This window comes from Gilliamella sp. X-46 (assembly GCF_057063525.1).
Map to the genome: position 1 here is coordinate 67,079 of NZ_JBXSQH010000007.1, position 20,605 is coordinate 87,683.

The following is a 20,605-nucleotide window of genomic DNA, read 5'->3' on the forward strand; positions in this document are numbered from 1 at the left end:
TTATAAAATAATATTCGTGAATGTTATTTTATATATCTTAGTTAAGAATTGGATGATACGATCTCCTAATAATCATTCAATTTCACTTATATTTATTAGTAGTTTAAAATTTATACTAAAACGTATAGTTAATATGAAATTTTTTACGTAATTTGATAGTAAATTAAATAATCAGGAATAGCTTAAAATATGTAATATTTTAGTAAAACTGCCTGACTTTTTTTTTATTATTGCAATAATGTAACTACCTAAAATTAGATAATAATGGCGATATATGATAAATATTTTATTAATTGATGATGATATTGAATTATCACAGATGCTTAGTGAATATTTGACTAATGAAGGATTTAATATCAAAAGCGTTTATTTGGGTAAAAATGGTATCGATGAAGCATTATCGGGTAAATATCGTGCAGCAATTTTAGATGTGATGCTACCGGATATTAATGGTATTGATGTATTAAAAAGTATCCGTCAACAATGTAATATGCCAGTTATCATGCTCACAGCCAAAGGCGATAATATCGATCGCGTCTTGGGATTAGAATTAGGCGCTGATGATTATATTCCTAAGCCATGTTACCCACGTGAATTATTGGCAAGATTACGTGCAGTTTTACGACGATTTGATGAACGTTCGGTTGAAATGGTTGATGATAAAAAATACCATTTTAACGGTTTGACACTGGATCTACCACAGCGATTATGTACTTGGAATGGACAAGCTATTGACTTAACATCAACTGAGTTTAATTTGTTAGTTCTATTGGTAAAACATAACGAACGAGTGGTAACTAAAGAAGAATTATCCGAAATTGGCCTTGGACGAGCACGAGAACTTTACGATCGTAGTGTAGACGTACATATCAGTAACATTCGCCAAAAATTACATCAAGTTGCACAAAATGATGTGACAATTGAAACTATTAGGGCTGTTGGTTACCGTATTCGTTAATGATCTAATAGGCTTGAAATGAATCATCGATTATTTTGGAAAATACTCATTATATTTGGGGTTATCTTTTATCTTACCTTTCAATTAACTTGGATTGCGTTTTCAATTTATGTAGAAAATAAAACGCAAAGATTCCTCAATCATATGCCGACAAAAGTCGATATGATTGCTCAGTTATTACATGTGGCAGGAGAAGATGAAACACTTAATTTTATAGCACATTTACCTGAACAAGAGAGGAGTTTATTGTCAATAAAATTAGTTTCCCCTCTTAATGAGCAAGTCAATATTTTAACCGATGAATTAGAAACTCCAACCTATGCCTATCAACGCATGGCCGTAGCACCAGACGGCACACTTTATTCTATTTCATTTAAAGAGGATAAAGATGACCATAACAAAAAAGCATGGTTCAATATGCCAATGCCAATTGTGTTAATGGGAATATGTGTTGGGCTTGTTTTTAGCCTTTTTTTAGCGTGGAATTTGACCAGGCCAATGAGGTTATTAAGACAAGGTTTTTTCAGAGTATCTCAAGGCGATCTTTCAGTTAGATTATTCAATAAATTAAAACCCCGCCGCGATGAGTTAAGTGAGCTAGGTAAAGATTTCGATATGATGGTTGAGCAACTTAATATCTTGATCTCTGATCGTCAATCGCTCCTTCATGATGTTTCTCATGAACTCAGAACGCCACTTGCCCGTTTACAGTTAGCAATTGGGCTTGCTCAACAGAATAAACAAAACATCGATACGGCTTTAGCTAGGATAGAGCTAGAATCACAACGATTAGATCAGTTAATTGGTGAGATTTTAAATTATTCTCGTGCTGAAATGAATAATCGTACTGATGAATATTTTGATTTAAAAGCCTTAATAGGTGTCGTTATCAACGATGCTAACTATGAGGCTAATCACCAATTAATTGATGTACATTTTACTTCATCATCAATTACTCATTCGATTGTTAAAGGCAATTCAGAACAAATACGCCGCGCTGTTGAAAATATTATACGAAATGCAATTCGCTTTTCAAAAGCGGGACAAGCAGTAGAAGTTTCATTAAAAGAAATAGGTAAGTATTTACAAATTGAAGTTAAAGATCGTGGACCTGGTGTTGAAGCAAATAAATTATCCAGTATTTTTGAACCGTTTGTCCGAATTCAGTCTCCTCAATTAGGTAAAGGCTATGGTTTAGGATTAGCAATAGCTAGAAAAACCGTCATTATGCATAACGGTACTATCCAAGCAACAAATCGAGATGACGGTGGACTTATTGTAACAATATGCTTGCCTTATTGGAGAAATCTTTAATATTAACAATGTTAATAACAGTCAGTATTAACGGTCAATACATACTCTTTAACTAGGCTTTCTAATTTAATTTTATCGTGACCAGTGAAGTTTAATATTCTCATAATAGCATCTGGATCACGTTCTAATATGGCTTTATATTGTGCAATATATTGACTAGAAATAGGCTGGTATGACCAGTGCCATTCTTCAAGTTGATATCCGCCGCTTCTCCCGTTATTAAATGATTGGCAAAATCCATATTTAGGTAGATTCTCTTGAAGCCACTTATAAAGAATAATACCTTTTGGGTCATTTCTAAAATATTCGGAAGAAACACTAGTAATATCAACATCTGTTCCCCAGTGATGACGTGAAGTACCTGGCATTGATGAATATTTTAAAATTTCTTCCGCAATTTTTTGAGGATCATTAAATTTAGCAGACAATGCATCCCATTTCCGTTGCCAAATTCCACTTTGGTAAGTGTAGTTACGTGTTGCACTTACCACAATAAAAGGGATATTTGGATACTCTTTTTTAAAGTCTTTAAACGCTTTTACTAGCTGCTCTGCCACTTCTTTTTGTAGATACATTCCCTTTTTATTAACAGGCAACTCAGTTGAGTCTAATGTAATAAAATCCTTGTCCTTTTTTTCATCAAATTGTCCTGTTAGTTTATTCAATGATATTGTTTGGGCCATAGTAACAGTCGAACATAAAAGTAACGTTAATGATTGAATTACACAAAGAATGTTTTTTAATTTTGTTGATTTACCTTTCATTTTAAATATTACATCTATTCTTTAATAGCAAGATAAGGTGAAAAACAGTATAATCTTTTTTCTAAAAATTGAAATAGCCATAATGTGTAAAAACGAGGCCTTATGTCAACACCATGTACATCCACTATGTCTGCAAGTTGTTCAGACTCTCCAAACGCAATGAATCTAACTACAATGAATCCAAGTAACGAAAAAATAAATTTACTCAATTTCACACGCCAACAATTAAGAGAGTTCTTCATTTCACTCGGCGAAAAACCATTTAGAGCTGATCAGGTGATGAAATGGATCTATCATTTTGGGATAGATGATTTCGATCAAATGACCGATATCAATAAGAAACTACGGGAACAATTAAAAACTTTAGCTGAAATTAAAGCTCCGAAGATTGCCATAGAACAACGTTCTTCTGACGGTACAATAAAATGGGCTCTTGATGTGGGTAACAATCAATTAATTGAGTCTGTTTATATACCTGAGCGAGATCGTGCTACATTATGTGTTTCTTCACAGGTTGGTTGTGCACTAGAATGTAAATTTTGCTCGACAGCTCAACAAGGATTTAATCGTAATTTAACTGTTTCTGAAATTATTGGCCAAGTTTGGCGTGCATCAAATGCTATTGGGGTAACGGGTAAATTAGCTGATAGACCTATCACTAACGTAGTTATGATGGGAATGGGTGAACCACTACTTAATTTATCTAATGTCGCTCCCGCAATGGAAATTATGTTAGATGATTTTGGCTATGGTTTATCCAAAAGACGGGTCACATTATCCACTTCAGGCGTGGTTCCTGCCTTAGATAAGCTTGCCGGTATGATTGATGTTGCATTAGCCATTTCACTTCATGCTCCAAATGATAAGATTAGAAGTGAAATTATGCCAATAAATCAAAAATATAATATGGCAATGTTACGTGATTCTATTTTGCGTTATCTTTCTACTTCAAATGCTAATCATGGCAAGGTAACAATTGAATATGTGCTACTTAATCAAATTAACGACAGTGTTGAACATGCCCATGAACTTGCTACATTTTTAAAAAATGTGCCAAGTAAAATTAATTTAATTCCTTGGAATCCGTTTCCTGGTGCGCCTTATTCACGTTGCTCAAATACTCGTATTGACCGTTTTATGAAAACATTAATGGGATATGGATTTACTGTCATTGTCCGTAAAACACGTGGTGATGATATTGATGCCGCATGTGGCCAGTTAGCTGGCGAAGTTGTTGACCGTACTAAAAGAACACTTTATAAAAAACAAAACATTGCCCAGCAAACAGCATAAGAATAGACCTTTATAAAGAAATGAAAGGAAGGATAAATGAAAAAATTGTTAATATTATTTAGCTGTTTTTTGATAATAATGCTGTCTGGTTGTCAAATGAAAAGCAACGATGAATTTGATCCAGAAAAAGCTGCTTTAGCAAGAATGCGACTCGGGTTGGGTTATCTTGCTAAAGCAAATGAGTCAGAAGAAAATATTAAAGCAGCACATTATAATCTAAAATTAGCAGCGCAATACTCACCAGACAACCCTCAAGTCATGTTGGCGATGGCAATGTTTGATCAACATGTGGGTGAATATAACGAAGCCGAAATGATTTACAAACGTATTACGTTAATGCAGCCAGGTAATGGATTATATCATGTACATTATGGTTCTTTTTTATGTGGTCTGAATCGTTATCAAGAAGCAAAAGCACAGTTTGAACAAAGTATTGAGTTAGATCGCCATCGTTGGAAAGCTGATGCTTATGAACAATATGGCTATTGTGCTATCCAAAATAATGATAAAAAAACAGCTGATTTAATGTTTACACAACTTTTCCAATACGACGCAAATAGACGAGATAATGTCAAAAAAACAGCTGAAATTTATCAAAAAAAGGGAGACATTAAAGTTGCAAATTATTTGTTTTCAATAACAAAAGAATAGGTCACAAACAATTATTATTTAAACCATTAACATCATTATAATTTTCAGTAAAAGTATATGTCATGAGCTTTTGGGCTATTTTATTATTAGCATTGGCAATGTCAACCGACGCCTTTGCAGTCGCTATTTGTCGAGGGATTTCCCTTAAATCAATACCATTCATTGAGGCATTAAAAGTCGGTATTTTATTTGGTATTGTTGAGGCTATTACACCTTTACTTGGTTGGTTAATTGGTTATATTGCACTGCAATATATCGAACAATGGGATCATTGGGTTGTTTTTGGTGTCATGTTATTTTTAGGCCTTAACATGATTTATAATAGTTTCAAACAGACTGATGATCATTGCCAAGAAAATGAAGTTACATCATCAAAAAAAACTTTTTTGATGTTAGTTTTTACTGCTATTTCAACCAGCATAGATGCATTTGCTGTTGGTGTTGGATTGGCATTAGCTAGCGTCAATATCTGTTTTGCTGCAACAATGATTGGAATTGCAACATGTTTAATGGTCACCTTTGGATTATTATTGGGCAATAAAATGGGATGTTTAATTGGTAAGCGAGCTGAATTCTTAGGGGGGCTAGTGCTTATCATGATTGGAACAATAACACTTTATCAACATCTATCTAATTAGTCCTTCTTTGGTTTTTATCTTGACGAACTTCTTATTTTAAAGAGGATTCTTATAGCGTTATCATATGCCCTTAAAGTAAGCCTATGGTAATGTAAAATAAAACTGTTACCTTTGCTGATAACAGTTTGTGGAAAACATCTCTATTTTACATCTTTTTAAATTTTACAAAATGTCATATCAAAACTACGAGTCTGCTGATTATAAACTGCTTGGAATACACCTTTATCATTAGGATTTTGTAAAATATGATTTACGATAAATGGCCTAATATTAGTTTTAATATAACCAGGCAATCCCCGAGCACCACGAATTAAATCGTAATGATCATGACAAAATGCACTTATACAAGAATCTGATATCTCTATAGTAAAATCACGAGGCCGATATGCTTGATTCAGCTTATCTATTTCGCGTCGAATAATCTGCTCAATAACCTCCATAGGAAGACGTTTAAAATGGAGAATATTTTCACGTCCATTAAACCGATTAAGCAGTTCAGAACGATAAGTATTATTAAGTTCATTTGTCGCCAATTCGCGTGCTGCTTCATCTGAAAGGTTGGGATCTAAATAGTAAGGTTGTCCAATATTTGAAGTCATAATAATCATAATATCAGAAAAATCGACTGTTCTACCAACATTATCAGTTAACCGCCCATCCGATAAGATCTGTAAAAAGATATTAAATACATCAGGATGTGCCTTTTCGATTTCATCAAATAGATAGATACCAATAGGTTTTGATCTAACTGAGTTAGTTAATATACCACCAGCTTCAAATCCTTCATATCCAGGGGGAGCCCCAATCAATTTAGCAACTGCATGTTTTTCCATGTATTCAGACATATCAAAACGAACTAACGACTTTTCGTCACCATAGACATATTTAGCTAACGCTTTAGCCATTTCAGTTTTACCCACTCCTGATGGTCCTAAAAATAGGTAAGACATTGCAGGGCCTGGTTCTTCTAAAGCATCAACCTTAGCAACTTTTACTGAATTAGCTACATGTTTGACAATACTATCCTGACCAAAAATTCTTGATAATAAATTTGCCTCCAAATTAATCAAGTTTTCAACTTCATTTTCATCCAGTTTGTTTGCCGGTATTCCTGAAACTTTACTAAACTCTATGATTACCTCTTGGCGATTAAGTCGCAAGTCTTTATTGGCTAACATTACCAATTTCTGGTGTCGTTCGTTGTTTTGAGCAATTTCGGTATCAATTTGTCGAACCTTTTCTTTCAATTTAGCTACTGAAGGAGAATCAAATCCGCCAGCAGTAAACTGAGCAAATGTTTTTACGGCCGTAGACTGTGAATTATTGTTGTTATCCTCTTCTTCTTGCAGCTGAGTGATTTCATCTTGCAATTGAAAGCGTAATGTTTCAGCATCACGTTGATATTGATAAGTTTTATTAATTTCTGACTTCAATTCATGCCAATCTTTCTGCCATTGTTCAAGTTGTTGTTGCAAATCTTGCCGTTCCGTTTCATTGTTACTTTTTGCAATTTTATCCATTAATTCAACAATTTTAGGATGCTGTTTATGTGTAAGTTGTCGGTAACTAGCAAGTGCGCGATCAAGTAACGAAATCGCTCTTTGAGGTTGTGCTCCCCCTAAGCCTAAACTATCGCGATATTTACTAGTTAAGTGTATCGCCTCATCAATAGCATCTTCATTAATTTGAATTTTATGATGATCAGAAAGATCTTTTGCAACCACCGAAACAATATTTTTCAAATCCTCACCAACCGGCTCTTTAACATCGTAAAGCGTGTAAAGTTCTGGCATTTTCGTACTAGCTTTTAATACACTACTCAGTTTATCGTCTCGCACTTCCAAAATAACTTGGAAATTATTTGATTTATCGGCGTTATTTAACGCATTAATAAAGTGAGCATTACCAGTATTGTGTGCCCCCTCCAAAAAATTAGCTGTATCAGTAATAATTAGGACAGATTCAGGCGTTTGCATTAACTTTTTTAAGATACTTTGAAATTCATTATTAATCTTAGCACTATCACCGCTCGAAAAAAGCGCATCGCAATTCAACCAAAATAATTTTTTTACAATCAAATCAAATGGTGTATCTGGACTATTTTTAATAGCTTGTAAACCAAGGGTAAGCATTGAAACACCTACCCCTGCTGGTCCTGTTAATAAAAGTGAATTTGATGATTTTCGAATAAGAATAGACGATATTCGTTCTAAATCATGTTCCCTACCAACTAAGGTAAAATTAGGATATTGCGCTAAATATTCACGCCCTCTAACTAACAACATTATGCAATTCCTTTATTACAGTTTAAAGGGTGAGGTTGTACCACTGGTGCTTTCTTTTTTAGTTTCATATTTTTCTGATAAAACATCGCCTGTCACCGCAATAAACTCCCTCGTATCGCTTTGAACATCTTTAGACATTTTTTCAATTTCTTCTAAATTCGCGCGCATTGTTTCTAGTGCTGAACGAGTGATTTCAGTCGCTTCTTTTTGGGTATCACCAAATTCTGCTAGGTTTTGTAACATAGCTTCTAAATCGTTATTAATTTCATCATGCCCAGTTGCAATTCGGATTGCTTCATTTTTTGCAATATCATTTGTAACTCGAGTCATTTCGGCTAAAGTATTACCAGCCATTGATTGTGCTTCATTAATCGCCGCTGAGTTAACGGCAGTTACCACAACACTAAGTTGTGAAGCCACCGATGCAATACCTCTTGAATGCATTGCTCTTGCACTTTCAACTTGTTTTTTCGTTGCTGCTTGCATATTGCGAATTTTGATGGCTTCTGTTGTTAATTCGCCATAGGTCTGCATGGTATCAACTGTTGCTGTTGACACTGTGTCGATATGTTCATCTAAATTGCGTCTAGCCTCATCAAGCTTCATTGACTCTAACAGATTATCACCAACATCTTTATTTTCAAGCTCTTGTCTACGTTCCCTATGTACTTTTTCAACTTTTTTAGTAGCTTCGTTCATAATGGCATAAATTTGTATCATATTGCCATTATTGTCACTAAGCCCTTCAATTTGTTTAACCATTTTTTCCAGATGATTACGAATCGCACCAAAACGTTCTTTACCTTGATTAACAAATTTTAACGCTGATTCAACCATATCTGCTTGGCGCAATGTATGCTGTTCTGAAGTTAAATTCAGCAACTCTTTTAATTTTTCAACATCCAGTGATTCCGTACGTTGCTCATGGCGTTGTGTAATTTCTGTTTGGATATCATTTAACACTTTATTCTTATTTTGGATTTGTTCTCTTAACTGAGTGATTTTTTCTTCATTAAGATCAATTTTTTCTTTTGATAAAGCTTTAATTTTCCCAAAACCAAAGAATGTTTTATCTTGCTGCAATAAAACTATTTCTTTTTGTAGTCCTGATATTTGTTTTTCTATATTTGTAATTTCGCCTTGCACATTGGCCTTTTGCGCAGCTTTTTCTTCATCCCACTCTTGATCGGCTTTGATTTGAGCTAAAGCATTTCGAGTTTCACCATTTTGGCGTAAGTTATACAGTGCATCAGTAAGCTCGGTAAGGGGTTTTATTTTTTCAATAAAGTCATTAAGATCATTATTAAAATCCGCATAAACTCTTTGTAACTCAGCAAATACTTCGGTATCAGTCATCTCGATACGTTGCTTAGACATCTCTTCTGAAATGGATTGCAAATATTCTTTAAATGTATCAAATTCTTGAATTTTGGCTCGATCAGCCTCTTTATTATCAGTAAATTCTAAAATGTGAGTGACTTCTTCTACTTTTTGTTCAAGAGAAAGACTATCTGAAAAAATAACTTTAAAAAAAGTATTTTCTTTAATTTTATCAAGCGGATTTTCTACTTTAGCTGCTTTTTGTCGCTGTCTAACCGAATAATCGCTCTGTTCAGTAGTGGCTACTTTTTTTCTTGAAGATACACTCATTATTTCTTTCCTTATTATATTATTTGTTTCTATATTTACTGATTATTTACCGACTTTAAATCCTATTTCAAATAAAAAGGATAAATCGTGAATTACTAATTTATTCTTACAAAAAGATAAGTTTCATCTTTTCATGATGTTATTATCTATTCAACATTTTATTTTGACAAGTGAAAACAGCTATTAATGCTAGAAAAGAATTTATAAAAAAACCACTCGCATAACCGAGTGGTTTATATTGAAATGTATCTGTTGTACTGACGCGGAAATTACATCATTCCACCCATACCGCCCATGCCACCCATACTACCAGCGGCACCTAAATCAGCTTTATCATCTTTAGGTAAATCAGTTACCATACATTCAGTTGTAATCATAAGGCCTGCAACTGATGCAGCATATTGTAATGCACTACGAGTAACTTTAGTTGGATCTAAAATACCCATTGCAATCATATCGCCATATTCTTCAGTAGCAGCATTATAACCATAGTTACCTTTACCGCCTTTAACAGCGTTAACAACAACTGATGCTTCTTCACCACAGTTAGTTACGATTTGACGTAATGGTGCTTCCATTGCACGTAATGCAACTTTAATACCTACGTTTTGATCTTCGTTAGCACCTTTAAGGCCTAAAATTGCTGATGCTGCACGAACTAAAGCAACACCACCACCAGCAACCACACCTTCTTCAACAGCAGCACGAGTTGCATGTAAAGCATCTTCTACGCGTGCTTTTTTCTCTTTCATTTCAACTTCAGTGGCAGCACCAACTTTAATTACAGCAACACCGCCAGCAAGTTTTGCAACGCGTTCTTGAAGTTTTTCTTTATCATAGTCAGAAGTTGATTCTTCGATTTGTTTACGAATTTGTTCAACACGAGCTGAAATCAAAGACTCTTCACCCACACCATCAATAATAGTGGTGTTGTCTTTATTAATAACAACACGTTTTGCTTGACCTAAATCTTCAAGTGTTGCTTTTTCAAGTTCTAAACCGATTTCTTCTGAAATCACAGTACCAGCAGTTAAAATTGCAATATCTTGTAACATTGCTTTACGACGATCACCAAAACCAGGCGCTTTCACAGCAGCAACTTTAACAATACCACGCATAGTGTTAACCACTAACGTTGCAAGCGCTTCACCTTCAACATCTTCAGCAATAATTAATAGTGACTTACCTGCTTTAGCAACAGCTTCTAGCACTGGTAATAATTCGCGGATATTAGATACTTTTTTATCAGCTAATAAAATATATGGGTTGTCTAATTCAACTGTTGCCGTTTCTGGTTTGTTGATGAAATATGGAGATAAGTAACCTCGGTCAAACTGCATACCTTCAACAACATCAAGCTCATCTTGTAAACCAGTGCCATCTTCAACAGTGATAACACCTTCTTTACCAACTTTTTCCATTGCTTGAGCAATCAAAGTACCAACAGTCTCATCAGAGTTAGCTGAAATAGTACCTACTTGAGCAATCGCTTTAGAATCAGCACAAGGTGAAGATAATTTTTTAAGCTCTTCAACAGCAGCAACAACTGCTTTATCGATACCACGTTTTAAATCCATTGGATTCATACCGGCCGCAACCGCTTTTAAGCCTTCATTAACAATTGCTTGAGCAAGTACAGTCGCAGTAGTTGTACCGTCACCCGCTGCATCATTTGCTTTAGATGCAACTTCTTTAACCATTTGCGCACCCATGTTTTCGAATTTATCTTCTAATTCGATTTCACGCGCAACAGAAACGCCATCTTTAGTAATAGTTGGCGCACCAAATGATTTATCTAATACTACATTACGCCCTTTTGGACCTAAAGTTACTTTAACTGCATCAGCTAATACATTAACGCCTTTAAGCATTTTAACGCGAGCGTCATTACCAAACTTTACATCTTTAGCTGCCATTTTCGTCTTTCTCCTAAATTCTGTATATAAGTTAAACTATTTACTAATTATATTATGCTTGAACAATGGCTAGAATATCGCTTTCTGACAAGATAAGCACTTCTTCATTATCGATTTTTTCTGTTTTAACGCCATACCCTTCATTAAAAATTACGATATCGCCAACTTTAACATCTAACGGCTGAACTTGGCCATTTTCTAAAATGCGACCATTACCCACAGCTAAAACCTCACCACGTGTTGATTTACCTGCTGCTGAACCAGTTAACACAATACCGCCAGCTGATTTTGATTCTACTTCTTTGCGTTTAATGATCACACGATCATGCAATGGACGAATTTTCATTAGTTATCTCCTAGCACTAATTTTTAAATAGATAATTATTAAAGATAAATCATAAAATTACGATTTTATAATATTGTTCACTTTACATGGGGATTATTTCAAACTCTTCAAGAGGATAAAATAAAAAATTTTTTAATTGACTATTTATTCATCATCCTTATGTTTAAACTCGCCCTCAATAATATCATTATTTTGGTAAAGTGTTTGAGACGATACAAATCTCGATTTAATCGGCATTTTTCGCACAATAAACTTCACAATATGTTCTTGAACGTTAGGTATTAACAGCAAAGCACCTAAAATATCGGTCAAAAAACCCGGAATAAACAATAAAAAACCAGCGAAAAGCAACGCAACACTTTTAATGATTTCGTCTTTAGGACTTTGTTGATTTGCTATTTTTTGCTGCATAATACTAAGATTTTTCAAACCTTGAGTCTTGACTAATGAAAAACCAAGAATTGACGTTGCAATAATACAAATTAAAGCAAGAAAAACCCCAATTGTATTTGCAACTGCAATGAAAAAACTAACCTCACAATAAACGTAAATAAAAAAAATAATAAAACCAATAAATCGCATATAACAATTCCTATAAGCATAAAGACATATTATTAGAAACTAGCTATTAATATGAAGGTGATTAGCTATTTTTCAATCAAACAATATATTTTTTTTAAAATATATTACAAAAAGGATTGACTGATAATCACGAATCGTGTTTAATGTGCATCCATTGTTGCCCGGATAGCTCAGTCGGTAGAGCAGGGGATTGAAAATCCCCGTGTCCGTGGTTCGATTCCGCGTCCGGGCACCAATCACCAAATTCTAAGACCTGCTTCTAGCAGGTTTTTTTATGTCTGAAGCCTTTTCAGATAAGCCTTTCACCTTGTTTCACTACTCAACTGAATTCAACTGGAATTACCCCAAATCAAGAGGAAAATCGGATACAAACCCGGATACATTTGGTTCGATAATGGCGTGTATCCATAAAATGGCTTTAAAGCCTTTGTTTGCAAGGGTTATAGAGAATTGCTTGCCTAATTACTATTATTAGATAAGTTTAAATCTATACTATTTTATTTAAATCATTTTCATTGTTTTCTGCTGTATCTTTCGTAATACGCTTACATTGTTTTTTAAAAATTTTGCTATTTTTTGCTCTATTTGAAGATCTTCTCTCTTTTTGCAACCATAGTTTTTTCATTGTTTTGAGTAATTTGTCTGTTATTCCATCTTTTGGAGCTGTATATATAGCAGTAAAAATAGCTAAATAGCGTTCTTCATTATTAGTAAATTCAAAAAAATTAAAACAAAAATTTTGATTAAGTCTATAATTTTTTTTATGCTGAAGGATTGTAATTGAGTGCTCTTTTTGCAAAAACGCCCATATCCAACGACATTGCTCCTCATTAGATTTATTTATCCAATTTAGAGTATTTTTTGAATTATATATCTTTATCCAATCTTTTTTATAACATTCAATTAAATCATTTGGATAGAAATACTCTAGATTGATATTTGTTAAATCGAAAGCATAACATTTATAAAATGTATCTATTCTTATGCGAGTTGTCTCATGATATGCAAGATAATTAAACATCAGTTGAATAGAATCCAACCTTTCTTTGTGAGAGGTTGGATTTTGGATTTGATTTTCAAAAAAATAGCAGATGACAATATCAATATACTTTCTGTACAGTGTAATATACCTCTTATGTTTAGGTAACCAATCGATCGATTCCCCATCTTGATTAGTAGGATTATCAGTAAATACAGGTAATATTATAGGATTTTGACATATTGTACGTAATTTATACCAAAGGCCCATACATGCCCTTTTATTATTTTTTAACCATGAAAAATCAATTTTGTTGAAATGATATTTTTCATAATATTGCTGTAATTCTTTTAATTTATTCTCAATATACTGTTTAAATAATATTATTTTTTTTTCATCTGATTCCTTTATAACCTTTAAATAGAGATTTTCATTAATTAATTTACAAAAATTAATAGGTAACATGCTTTTTATTTTCTGTCCATTAAGAACAATATAAAAATCATTTATTTTATTTATTAAATAATCATAAATAATAAAACAAGTGTAAAAATTCTTCGTATGTACAATTAATTTACCTTCATGGTCTCTAGTTATAATTGTTTTTTCCATTTTCTATCCACCTAAATTAATGAAGTAAAAAAGAAGTAAAAATGAATATATAATGAAGTATTTTTGAAGCAAATTTTAGACTTACTTACTTGTATTAACAACGAAAAATTGAATATATACTGAATTAAGGTTAATTAATATTATTATATAGAAGTCAATAGTACCCTATCTGAGTAAACCATCAGTTACTAAAACAGTAAAAAAATAATCTTGCTCCTTATCAAATAACTCTAATTTGATAAGGGCAACTAAATGCAAAATAAAAATTTTACTATTAATAAACAACTCAATGATCAACTCATTGCACACCTAAATAAGCTACAAGATAGATACTCAAAAATTTTACCGATTCGAATCGACATTCATTATGCTAAGGATGATGAGTTCAATACTGATATTGAAACAACCAAAAAAGAAATAATGTACTTTCTCTATCAAGCTATGCAACTTGAACTTGATATTGTAGGGTATGCTGTTGTTATGGAATTTAATCAGAATGAACATATCCATTTTCATTCTGTTTTTTATGTAAATGGTCAAAAAAGGCAAAAATACTATCCTATTTACGTTGCTCTGGAACGTGCATGGTATGAACTGACTAAAGGTTATTTATATGATTGTCAGCGGAATAATTATCATATTAATGGGCTAAGGGTGATAAATCATCACGATGATGAAGCATTTCGTTCTGTTTGTTATATGCTTAGTTATTTAGCTAAAACAGAACAGAAATCATTTTTTAAAAAGTGTTATAGCGATTGTCTATTTTTAAGTGAAGTCCCACCTCCAAGTCATCGAGGAAAACCTAGAACACTTGGTCTGAATAAATTTTTAATTTCTTCCCCTATTTAGTAACCCCAAAAAAACATTTCCTTCATTTTGGAAAATCACTATGAATCTTAAAAAAATACGTTTATACAAATCTGTCAACAAAACAGGCTAATTGATATAGATCCAATTCATATAAAGGAATAAAAAATGGACAACTACTATGACCTAATACTAAATAAGCTAAGAGCTCATCATAGATCGTTACTTACAAGTTATGGGAAGTTATATCCAGTCAGAATGGATTTTGCCTATCATGACGATGCCTATCAAAGGCAATATGGAATAGATGCGTATATGGATATGTTGAACTTGTCTGATTTAACATTACTTTCCAATCATATTCTTAGCATTGTTTGGGTAATGGCTTTTAATAAACAATACGGCTTTTATTTTCCAACCATGTTGTACTTTAGCTCAGAACAATATGCAAATTATAACGTTATTATGAATTCCGTTACCAATCTTTGGAAGAATGAAACTGATGGATATGGTATTAATGTTGAAAAAAAACTAACTCAGAATGCTTTATCTGAGTTAGCACAACTTTCGTGGAAGAAACATAATCCTCTTCATACTTTGTATATTAACAGCATGCATACTCTCAACCAAATTAATTGATCGTTTATAACGATCAATCAGATCCTAACTGATCGTTATAAACGATATGACAGAGCACAATATATTTCTAATAATAATGATGTATTTTAATTTAATAATAATTTAAGGAGATAAATAAAATGGCTAAATCTGATTGTGGCGAATGCAATGGTACAGGAGTCATCCCTTGTTCATTAGAATATGGCGGTGAACCCCATCCCGAAAATTGCCCTGTATGTGGTGGAGATGTTAATTTTACATTTCCATGTCCAGAATGTTCGGAGTATAAAGATGACTATTATGAGTAGTGTTAGATGGTTGGGTAAAAAACTTTACCAAGTAGGAGACTTTACGGTGACAGAAGTACTTCCATCAGTTATTGTAAGTTCTGCTAACTCCATTTTAAATTCAGATAAAGCAACAGATGAGCAAAAAGCAAAAGCTAAGAAAAGCTTAGCTCGTTATGAAAAAAACAAGAAGTATTAGTAATAAATGAGGCTCCTGTTCATAATTCTGTGTCATTTCCTCTTTTGCTACACAGTTTACCTAAATGACACAAAATATTGAACTCCTCCTCTAATCTTAGTCATGAAGCAAACTCATTTATCCGATTTGCTTCATATTTTCTCAATATGTTTCAACACTCTTATTATAAATAATTTTAAATAGATATCATTAGTTGAACATACCAATATGTCCGTTCAATTAACATTTTTATAAGGAGTGTACCATGTTAAATCGCCAAATATTACAAAACACCTTATTTTATTTATTAGAGCCTTCTTACAATCATTTTCATTCTTTATTTAAGTCGACAAATAAGGAAGCATGATATGTCAGATAAATTACCTTTACTACTTGATAAACTCTATCAGCTTTGTTTGACCGGTGGTTATGGTTTTTCCTCTGCTTATACATTAGCCGAGCAACATAAAGCCAATTTTCCTTTACATTCAGATAATCTTGATAAACTAATCAAACATGAAACAGACAAAGCAACAGCTACAGGTTTTATCACAGGGTTAGGCGGGATTGCAAGTTTACCTATAACTTTTCCAACAAACGCCTTAAGTGTCTTGTTTATTCAAATGAGGCTCGTTACAACCATTGCTATCTTGCAAGGTCATGATGTGTATGATGAAAGAATCAAAATCTTAATTTTCTTATCATTATGTGTGATGGCAAGCAAGTTAAGATTACAGCAGTTTTGTTTAGCTACATTGATGAAACAGCCAAATGAAGTAATTCGTAAAATAAGTCTATCGGTCATTAAACAGCTTATTAGTATTATAAGTGCAAAGCATAGCTTAAAGTTAATTAAAGTGATCCCGATTTTTGGTGGTGTGATGGGAGCTGCTGTTGATCGCATTATTACTTATCGCATTGGCCAATTTGCTAAAAATCAATTTAATCAAGTCTATTAGTTGAATAACACTAATAATTCAATTATCTAAAAATTCACCCATTTATAAATTTATCTCATTAATTTCAGTTTTTACATAAAGAGATTATGTTTTGCTCAGTCTTAATAGGAGAAAAAATGAAAACTAACTATTCAACAAAGCGCATTGTGACAACAGCGTTAAAATTGCTCGAAAAGCAGATGAAAATAGAAAAAAATCAGTTCACCAAAACGAAACAGGTTATTGATTACCTTAGATTAAAATTAACACAAAAAGAACGAGAACACTTTGTTGCTATGTACCTAAATAATCAACATCAGTTAATTAAAGTAGAAACACTTTTTATGGGTACAATTAACTCTGTGGAAATCCATCCCAGAGAAATAATTAAGCAAGCACTTAGGTATAATGCAGTAGCAGTTATTTTTGCCCATAATCATCCATCAGGCGAATCGCAACCAAGTAATGCAGATCGTAATATTAATCAAAAGCTAACAGAAATATTAAATATCGTTGATATCCGAGTATTAGATCACATTGTGATTGGTAAACAATCGTATTTTTCTTTTGCAGAGCGAAGTTGGCTCTAATTTTCAAATGTATTAAAAGTAAATATATTGATCGTTTTTAACGATCAATAAGATCTTATTGATCTGTTTAAACGATATGACTTTATTTAAATAATCGATGAAAATATAAACTTAATTCAAACAATAGCTAGTATGTGTCAAGTTAAGTTTCGGGTACCACACAAAAATACAATTTAAGTAAAGTTAATTAATTCTTTTTTCCATAAGGAATAACAATGAAAAAAATAACAATTGTTTTATCAGTACTGATTCTCACGGCGTGCGGAGACTCATCACAGGTTAAGCAAGTTAAAGATTATGTATATGACAATATCGACTCAACTCTTACTGTCGGTAATGCGCTTGATAACCGAAATATCTGTAATAAAACGAAATGGGATTCATATAAAGATGAACGAGATCGAAATATTGTTGAATATACTTGTGAATTTAAAAAGGATCGTCCAAATCAATTTTTAAACCTAACATTTTCTGGTGCAGCAGGAAATTTAAAAACTATGTTTGTAGATAAAAATATCAATATTACATTAGATGATTATCAAAAATTTAAAACAGAAGAAGAACGAAATAAGAATGTTAAATATCCCCATTATACGGTGTATAAAAATCACATTGATGCAAAAGCTAGAAGCTACATTGAAGCGAAAGCTAAACTGGTTATTTATGATGAGTTGAAGAAAGCACTTATTGAAATAGAAAAAAGCAATGCTTTAGCTCGCTATCAGGAAAATAGAAAATATCTTTTATCAAATAAAGCAGCAATAGAAATGGAAATAGGTGATGCCTCTGATATCTATGGCTATAATGATGATCCAAATAAGGGAATTATAGGTTATGCTCCTTTTTTTCAGTGGTATTTTTTTTATGATAATTTAACCTATTACTATGCAAGTAAGAATGAATTAAGTAATAAAGATCTTGCTAAAAGAATAAAACAAATTAAAGAAGATATAACCTCTATCCAAAAAATATTGGAAAAACATGGTTTAGCCTTTTCTACAGAAAAGTCCAAATTAGTTAATCTTTATAATGATGATTCTAGATTGAGTTACGAATATCTACTTCAAGGTAATTCAGCCAAGAATATAACCTTAAATACGAAGGATGGTAAAAAAACATTATCTGTTAAAAATTATCAGGAACTTTTAGCCTATTTGGAGGGAGTAGAAAATGGCATAGTCAGAGGTATTGTAGAAAAAGTAATTGATCCATATAATCAAAACCTAACTAACGAAATCAATCGATTTGAAAAACTCAAAAAAGATATAAAAACTGAAAGTTATCAGCAAAAAATAAAATGGGTCCTAATAGGTGAAAGAAAGCCATCATTAACGAGTTGTGAGTTAGAATTTAAAGTCGATGGATATCCACCCGTAAAATCTGACTCAAGTATGTCATCATCTTGCTTTGAAAATTCCTATAAAAGTAACTATGTTGATCAAATTTATAATCAACCTATTATGAGTTTTATAAATATGGTTGCAAATTAATCAATTAGTATGCTTATAAACTGCTTTGTAAAAACAAGCAGTTTATGCTCCAAAGTAGTAAAAAAATATTGTTGTTACCTATCTATTGAATGTAATTAACCCACATCACTCAATAGAGGTACAACAATGTCAACATTCTTATCCCCTTTGGATGCACAAACACATCCAGATTACCTAATTGATATGAAATATATCACCACACTCACAGGCATGACAGATAAATGGTTTTATGCCTTGATAAAACAAAATAAATTTCCACCCCCCATTAAACTAGGAAGATCCTCGCGTTGGCGTCTAAAAGAGGTTGAAGCATGGATAAATACCAAAACTAATTAACAGTTAAATTTCTATTAACCAATAGCCGCATAGTCAAATATGTGGCTTTTTTTATGTCTAAATTTCTATAATTGAGGAATTTCGTTATGTCCTTAACTGATTTAAAAATAAAATCAGCCAAACCACACGATAAACAATATAAACTTTCTGATGGTGATGGTTTATTTTTGATTGTTCACTCCAACGGTTCTAAATATTGGCGTTTTCGCTATTATTTTAATGCTAAAGAAAAATTAATGTCGATAGGCCAATATCCTAATGTTTTATTAAGCGAAGCTAGAAGGCTACGAGACGAAGCCAAATCATTACTAGCTAGAAATATTGATCCGCAGGTAGAAAAGAAAGCAAAACAGTTTGAAGATGAAATACAAGTTACTTTTGAACAAATTGCTCGTAAATGGTGTACCAATAATAAAACTTGGTCTGAGCCACATAGAGCAAAAGTACTACGAACATTAGAATTGTATTTATTCCCTAAAATTGGCGCTTATTCTATTTCAGCATTAACTACTCGTCAATTAATTGTTCCAATTAAAGCTGTTGAAGAACAGGGGCGTTTTGAAGTCGCTAGCCGATTACAGCAACGTACTTCAGCAATAATGCGTTATGCAGTACAAAATGGTTACATCTCTTATAACCCTGCTCAAGATTTAAAAGGGGTAGTGAGTAAAGTAAAGGTTAATCATCGCCCTGCACTTGAACTCGAACAAATACCTGAACTTTTAGAACGCATTGATAATTTTAAAGGACGAGAGTTAACCAGATTAGCAATTAAACTTTCTCTACTTATATTTATTCGTTCTAGTGAACTACGATTTGCTCGTTGGTCAGAAATTGATTTCGATAAAAAGATTTGGACTATTCCAGCTGAAAGGGAAGAAATTGATGGTGTACCTCATTCTCACCGAGGTTCAAAAATGAAAACGCCTCATTTAGTTCCGCTAAGCGATCAAGCAATTGAGATTTTAAAACAAATATATGAAATTAGTGGAATGTATGAGCTGGTATTTATTGGCGATCATTCTGCAAGAAAACCAATGAGCGAAAACACAATCAACAAAGCACTTCGAACAATGGGTTATGACACCAAGACAGAACTTTGTGGACATGGTTTTAGAACTATGGCTTGTAGTGCATTGGTTGAATCGAATTTATGGTCACGAGATGCAGTTGAACGCCAGATGAGTCATCAAGAACGTAATGGCGTTAGAGCCGCTTATATCCACAAAGCACAACACATTATCGAACGAACTAAAATGGTTCAATGGTGGGCTGATTACTTGGATTCAATCCGCACTGAGTTTATTATGCCTTATGAGTTCAAAACAAATTAAAAAACACCTCACTGTTTAATTCATTTCTCAATATCA

General features: G+C 32.8%; 21 protein-coding genes and 1 tRNA gene. 15 read left to right on the plus strand and 7 right to left on the minus strand.

All coding sequences use genetic code 11. From position 1 onward, the window contains the following. Nucleotides 1-277: 277 nt before the first annotated feature. Both ACYIAJ_RS06815 and ACYIAJ_RS06820 read left to right on the plus strand, forming a co-directional pair. The gene (locus ACYIAJ_RS06815) at nucleotides 278-958 is read left to right on the plus strand and encodes a response regulator transcription factor (RefSeq protein WP_483560426.1); all 681 of its coding nucleotides are present in this window, start codon (nucleotides 278-280) and stop codon (nucleotides 956-958) included. Nucleotides 959-976: 18 nt separating this feature from the next. Further along, on the plus strand, nucleotides 977-2,272 hold the full coding sequence (locus ACYIAJ_RS06820) for an ATP-binding protein (RefSeq protein ID WP_483560400.1): 1,296 nt from the start codon (nucleotides 977-979) through the stop codon (nucleotides 2,270-2,272). A gap of 11 nt (nucleotides 2,273-2,283) precedes the next feature. Here ACYIAJ_RS06820 and ACYIAJ_RS06825 read toward each other — a convergent pair whose 3' ends face one another. Next, the gene (locus ACYIAJ_RS06825; protein WP_483564537.1) at nucleotides 2,284-3,036 is read right to left on the minus strand and encodes a M15 family metallopeptidase; all 753 of its coding nucleotides are present in this window, start codon (nucleotides 3,034-3,036) and stop codon (nucleotides 2,284-2,286) included. Nucleotides 3,037-3,195: 159 nt separating this feature from the next. On the opposite strand from ACYIAJ_RS06825, the gene rlmN reads away from it, so the two are divergent. The 3 genes from rlmN (at nucleotide 3,196) to ACYIAJ_RS06840 (ending at nucleotide 5,618) form a co-directional block, all read left to right on the plus strand. Next, nucleotides 3,196-4,329, plus strand: a complete 1,134-nt coding sequence (gene rlmN / locus ACYIAJ_RS06830) for a dual-specificity RNA methyltransferase RlmN (RefSeq protein WP_483560427.1) — start codon at nucleotides 3,196-3,198, stop codon at nucleotides 4,327-4,329. Nucleotides 4,330-4,365: 36 nt separating this feature from the next. After that, on the plus strand, nucleotides 4,366-4,980 hold the full coding sequence (locus ACYIAJ_RS06835; RefSeq protein WP_483560402.1) for a tetratricopeptide repeat protein: 615 nt from the start codon (nucleotides 4,366-4,368) through the stop codon (nucleotides 4,978-4,980). Nucleotides 4,981-5,042: 62 nt separating this feature from the next. Next, nucleotides 5,043-5,618, plus strand: a complete 576-nt coding sequence (locus ACYIAJ_RS06840; RefSeq protein WP_483560403.1) for a manganese efflux pump MntP — start codon at nucleotides 5,043-5,045, stop codon at nucleotides 5,616-5,618. A 155-nt stretch (nucleotides 5,619-5,773) separates the two neighbouring features. Here ACYIAJ_RS06840 and ACYIAJ_RS06845 read toward each other — a convergent pair whose 3' ends face one another. The 5 genes from ACYIAJ_RS06845 to ACYIAJ_RS06865 form a co-directional block, all read right to left on the minus strand. Beyond that, nucleotides 5,774-7,903, minus strand: coding sequence for an AAA family ATPase (locus ACYIAJ_RS06845; protein ID WP_483560404.1), 2,130 nt, complete (start codon nucleotides 7,901-7,903; stop codon nucleotides 5,774-5,776). A 15-nt stretch (nucleotides 7,904-7,918) separates the two neighbouring features. Next, nucleotides 7,919-9,553, minus strand: a complete 1,635-nt coding sequence (locus ACYIAJ_RS06850; protein ID WP_483560405.1) for a hypothetical protein — start codon at nucleotides 9,551-9,553, stop codon at nucleotides 7,919-7,921. A 269-nt stretch (nucleotides 9,554-9,822) separates the two neighbouring features. Then, nucleotides 9,823-11,469, minus strand: a complete 1,647-nt coding sequence (groL, locus tag ACYIAJ_RS06855) for a chaperonin GroEL (RefSeq protein ID WP_483560406.1) — start codon at nucleotides 11,467-11,469, stop codon at nucleotides 9,823-9,825. A 52-nt stretch (nucleotides 11,470-11,521) separates the two neighbouring features. Next, the gene (locus ACYIAJ_RS06860) at nucleotides 11,522-11,815 is read right to left on the minus strand and encodes a co-chaperone GroES (protein WP_034915350.1); all 294 of its coding nucleotides are present in this window, start codon (nucleotides 11,813-11,815) and stop codon (nucleotides 11,522-11,524) included. A 144-nt stretch (nucleotides 11,816-11,959) separates the two neighbouring features. Further along, on the minus strand, nucleotides 11,960-12,397 hold the full coding sequence (locus tag ACYIAJ_RS06865) for an FxsA family protein (RefSeq protein ID WP_483560407.1): 438 nt from the start codon (nucleotides 12,395-12,397) through the stop codon (nucleotides 11,960-11,962). A gap of 159 nt (nucleotides 12,398-12,556) precedes the next feature. Here ACYIAJ_RS06865 and ACYIAJ_RS06870 point away from each other — a divergent pair. Beyond that, a tRNA-Phe gene (locus ACYIAJ_RS06870) sits at nucleotides 12,557-12,632 on the plus strand. A 252-nt stretch (nucleotides 12,633-12,884) separates the two neighbouring features. Here ACYIAJ_RS06870 and ACYIAJ_RS06875 read toward each other — a convergent pair. Next, entirely contained in the window at nucleotides 12,885-13,988 is a 1,104-nt protein-coding gene (locus ACYIAJ_RS06875) for a hypothetical protein (protein WP_483564538.1), read from the minus strand. Nucleotides 13,989-14,240: 252 nt separating this feature from the next. Between ACYIAJ_RS06875 and ACYIAJ_RS06880 the strand changes: the two genes are divergently transcribed. The 9 genes from ACYIAJ_RS06880 to ACYIAJ_RS06920 all read left to right on the plus strand — a co-directional run bounded on the left by ACYIAJ_RS06880 (nucleotide 14,241) and on the right by ACYIAJ_RS06920 (nucleotide 20,569). Next, entirely contained in the window at nucleotides 14,241-14,840 is a 600-nt protein-coding gene (locus tag ACYIAJ_RS06880) for a YagK/YfjJ domain-containing protein (RefSeq protein WP_160401678.1), read from the plus strand. Between the two features lie 126 nt (nucleotides 14,841-14,966). After that, nucleotides 14,967-15,437, plus strand: coding sequence for a hypothetical protein (locus ACYIAJ_RS06885; protein ID WP_483564539.1), 471 nt, complete (start codon nucleotides 14,967-14,969; stop codon nucleotides 15,435-15,437). 119 nt (nucleotides 15,438-15,556) lie between these two features. Further along, nucleotides 15,557-15,724 (plus strand): hypothetical protein, encoded by a 168-nt coding sequence (locus ACYIAJ_RS06890; protein ID WP_155266141.1) that lies wholly within the window; start codon nucleotides 15,557-15,559, stop codon nucleotides 15,722-15,724. After that, nucleotides 15,717-15,902, plus strand: a complete 186-nt coding sequence (locus tag ACYIAJ_RS06895; protein ID WP_160401676.1) for a hypothetical protein — start codon at nucleotides 15,717-15,719, stop codon at nucleotides 15,900-15,902. Before ACYIAJ_RS06890 ends, ACYIAJ_RS06895 begins: the two co-directional genes overlap by 8 nt. Before the next feature lie 347 nt (nucleotides 15,903-16,249). Next, on the plus strand, nucleotides 16,250-16,840 hold the full coding sequence (locus ACYIAJ_RS06900) for an EcsC family protein (RefSeq protein WP_483564540.1): 591 nt from the start codon (nucleotides 16,250-16,252) through the stop codon (nucleotides 16,838-16,840). A gap of 116 nt (nucleotides 16,841-16,956) precedes the next feature. Beyond that, nucleotides 16,957-17,409, plus strand: coding sequence for a RadC family protein (gene radC, locus ACYIAJ_RS06905; protein ID WP_483564541.1), 453 nt, complete (start codon nucleotides 16,957-16,959; stop codon nucleotides 17,407-17,409). 215 nt (nucleotides 17,410-17,624) lie between these two features. After that, nucleotides 17,625-18,899 (plus strand): hypothetical protein, encoded by a 1,275-nt coding sequence (locus ACYIAJ_RS06910; RefSeq protein WP_483564542.1) that lies wholly within the window; start codon nucleotides 17,625-17,627, stop codon nucleotides 18,897-18,899. Nucleotides 18,900-19,025: 126 nt separating this feature from the next. Then, nucleotides 19,026-19,235 (plus strand): helix-turn-helix transcriptional regulator, encoded by a 210-nt coding sequence (locus ACYIAJ_RS06915; RefSeq protein ID WP_085165842.1) that lies wholly within the window; start codon nucleotides 19,026-19,028, stop codon nucleotides 19,233-19,235. Nucleotides 19,236-19,321: 86 nt separating this feature from the next. Next, a complete protein-coding gene (locus ACYIAJ_RS06920) occupies nucleotides 19,322-20,569 on the plus strand; it encodes a tyrosine-type recombinase/integrase (protein WP_483564543.1) in 1,248 nt (415 codons plus the stop codon). Nucleotides 20,570-20,605 lie beyond the last annotated feature (36 nt).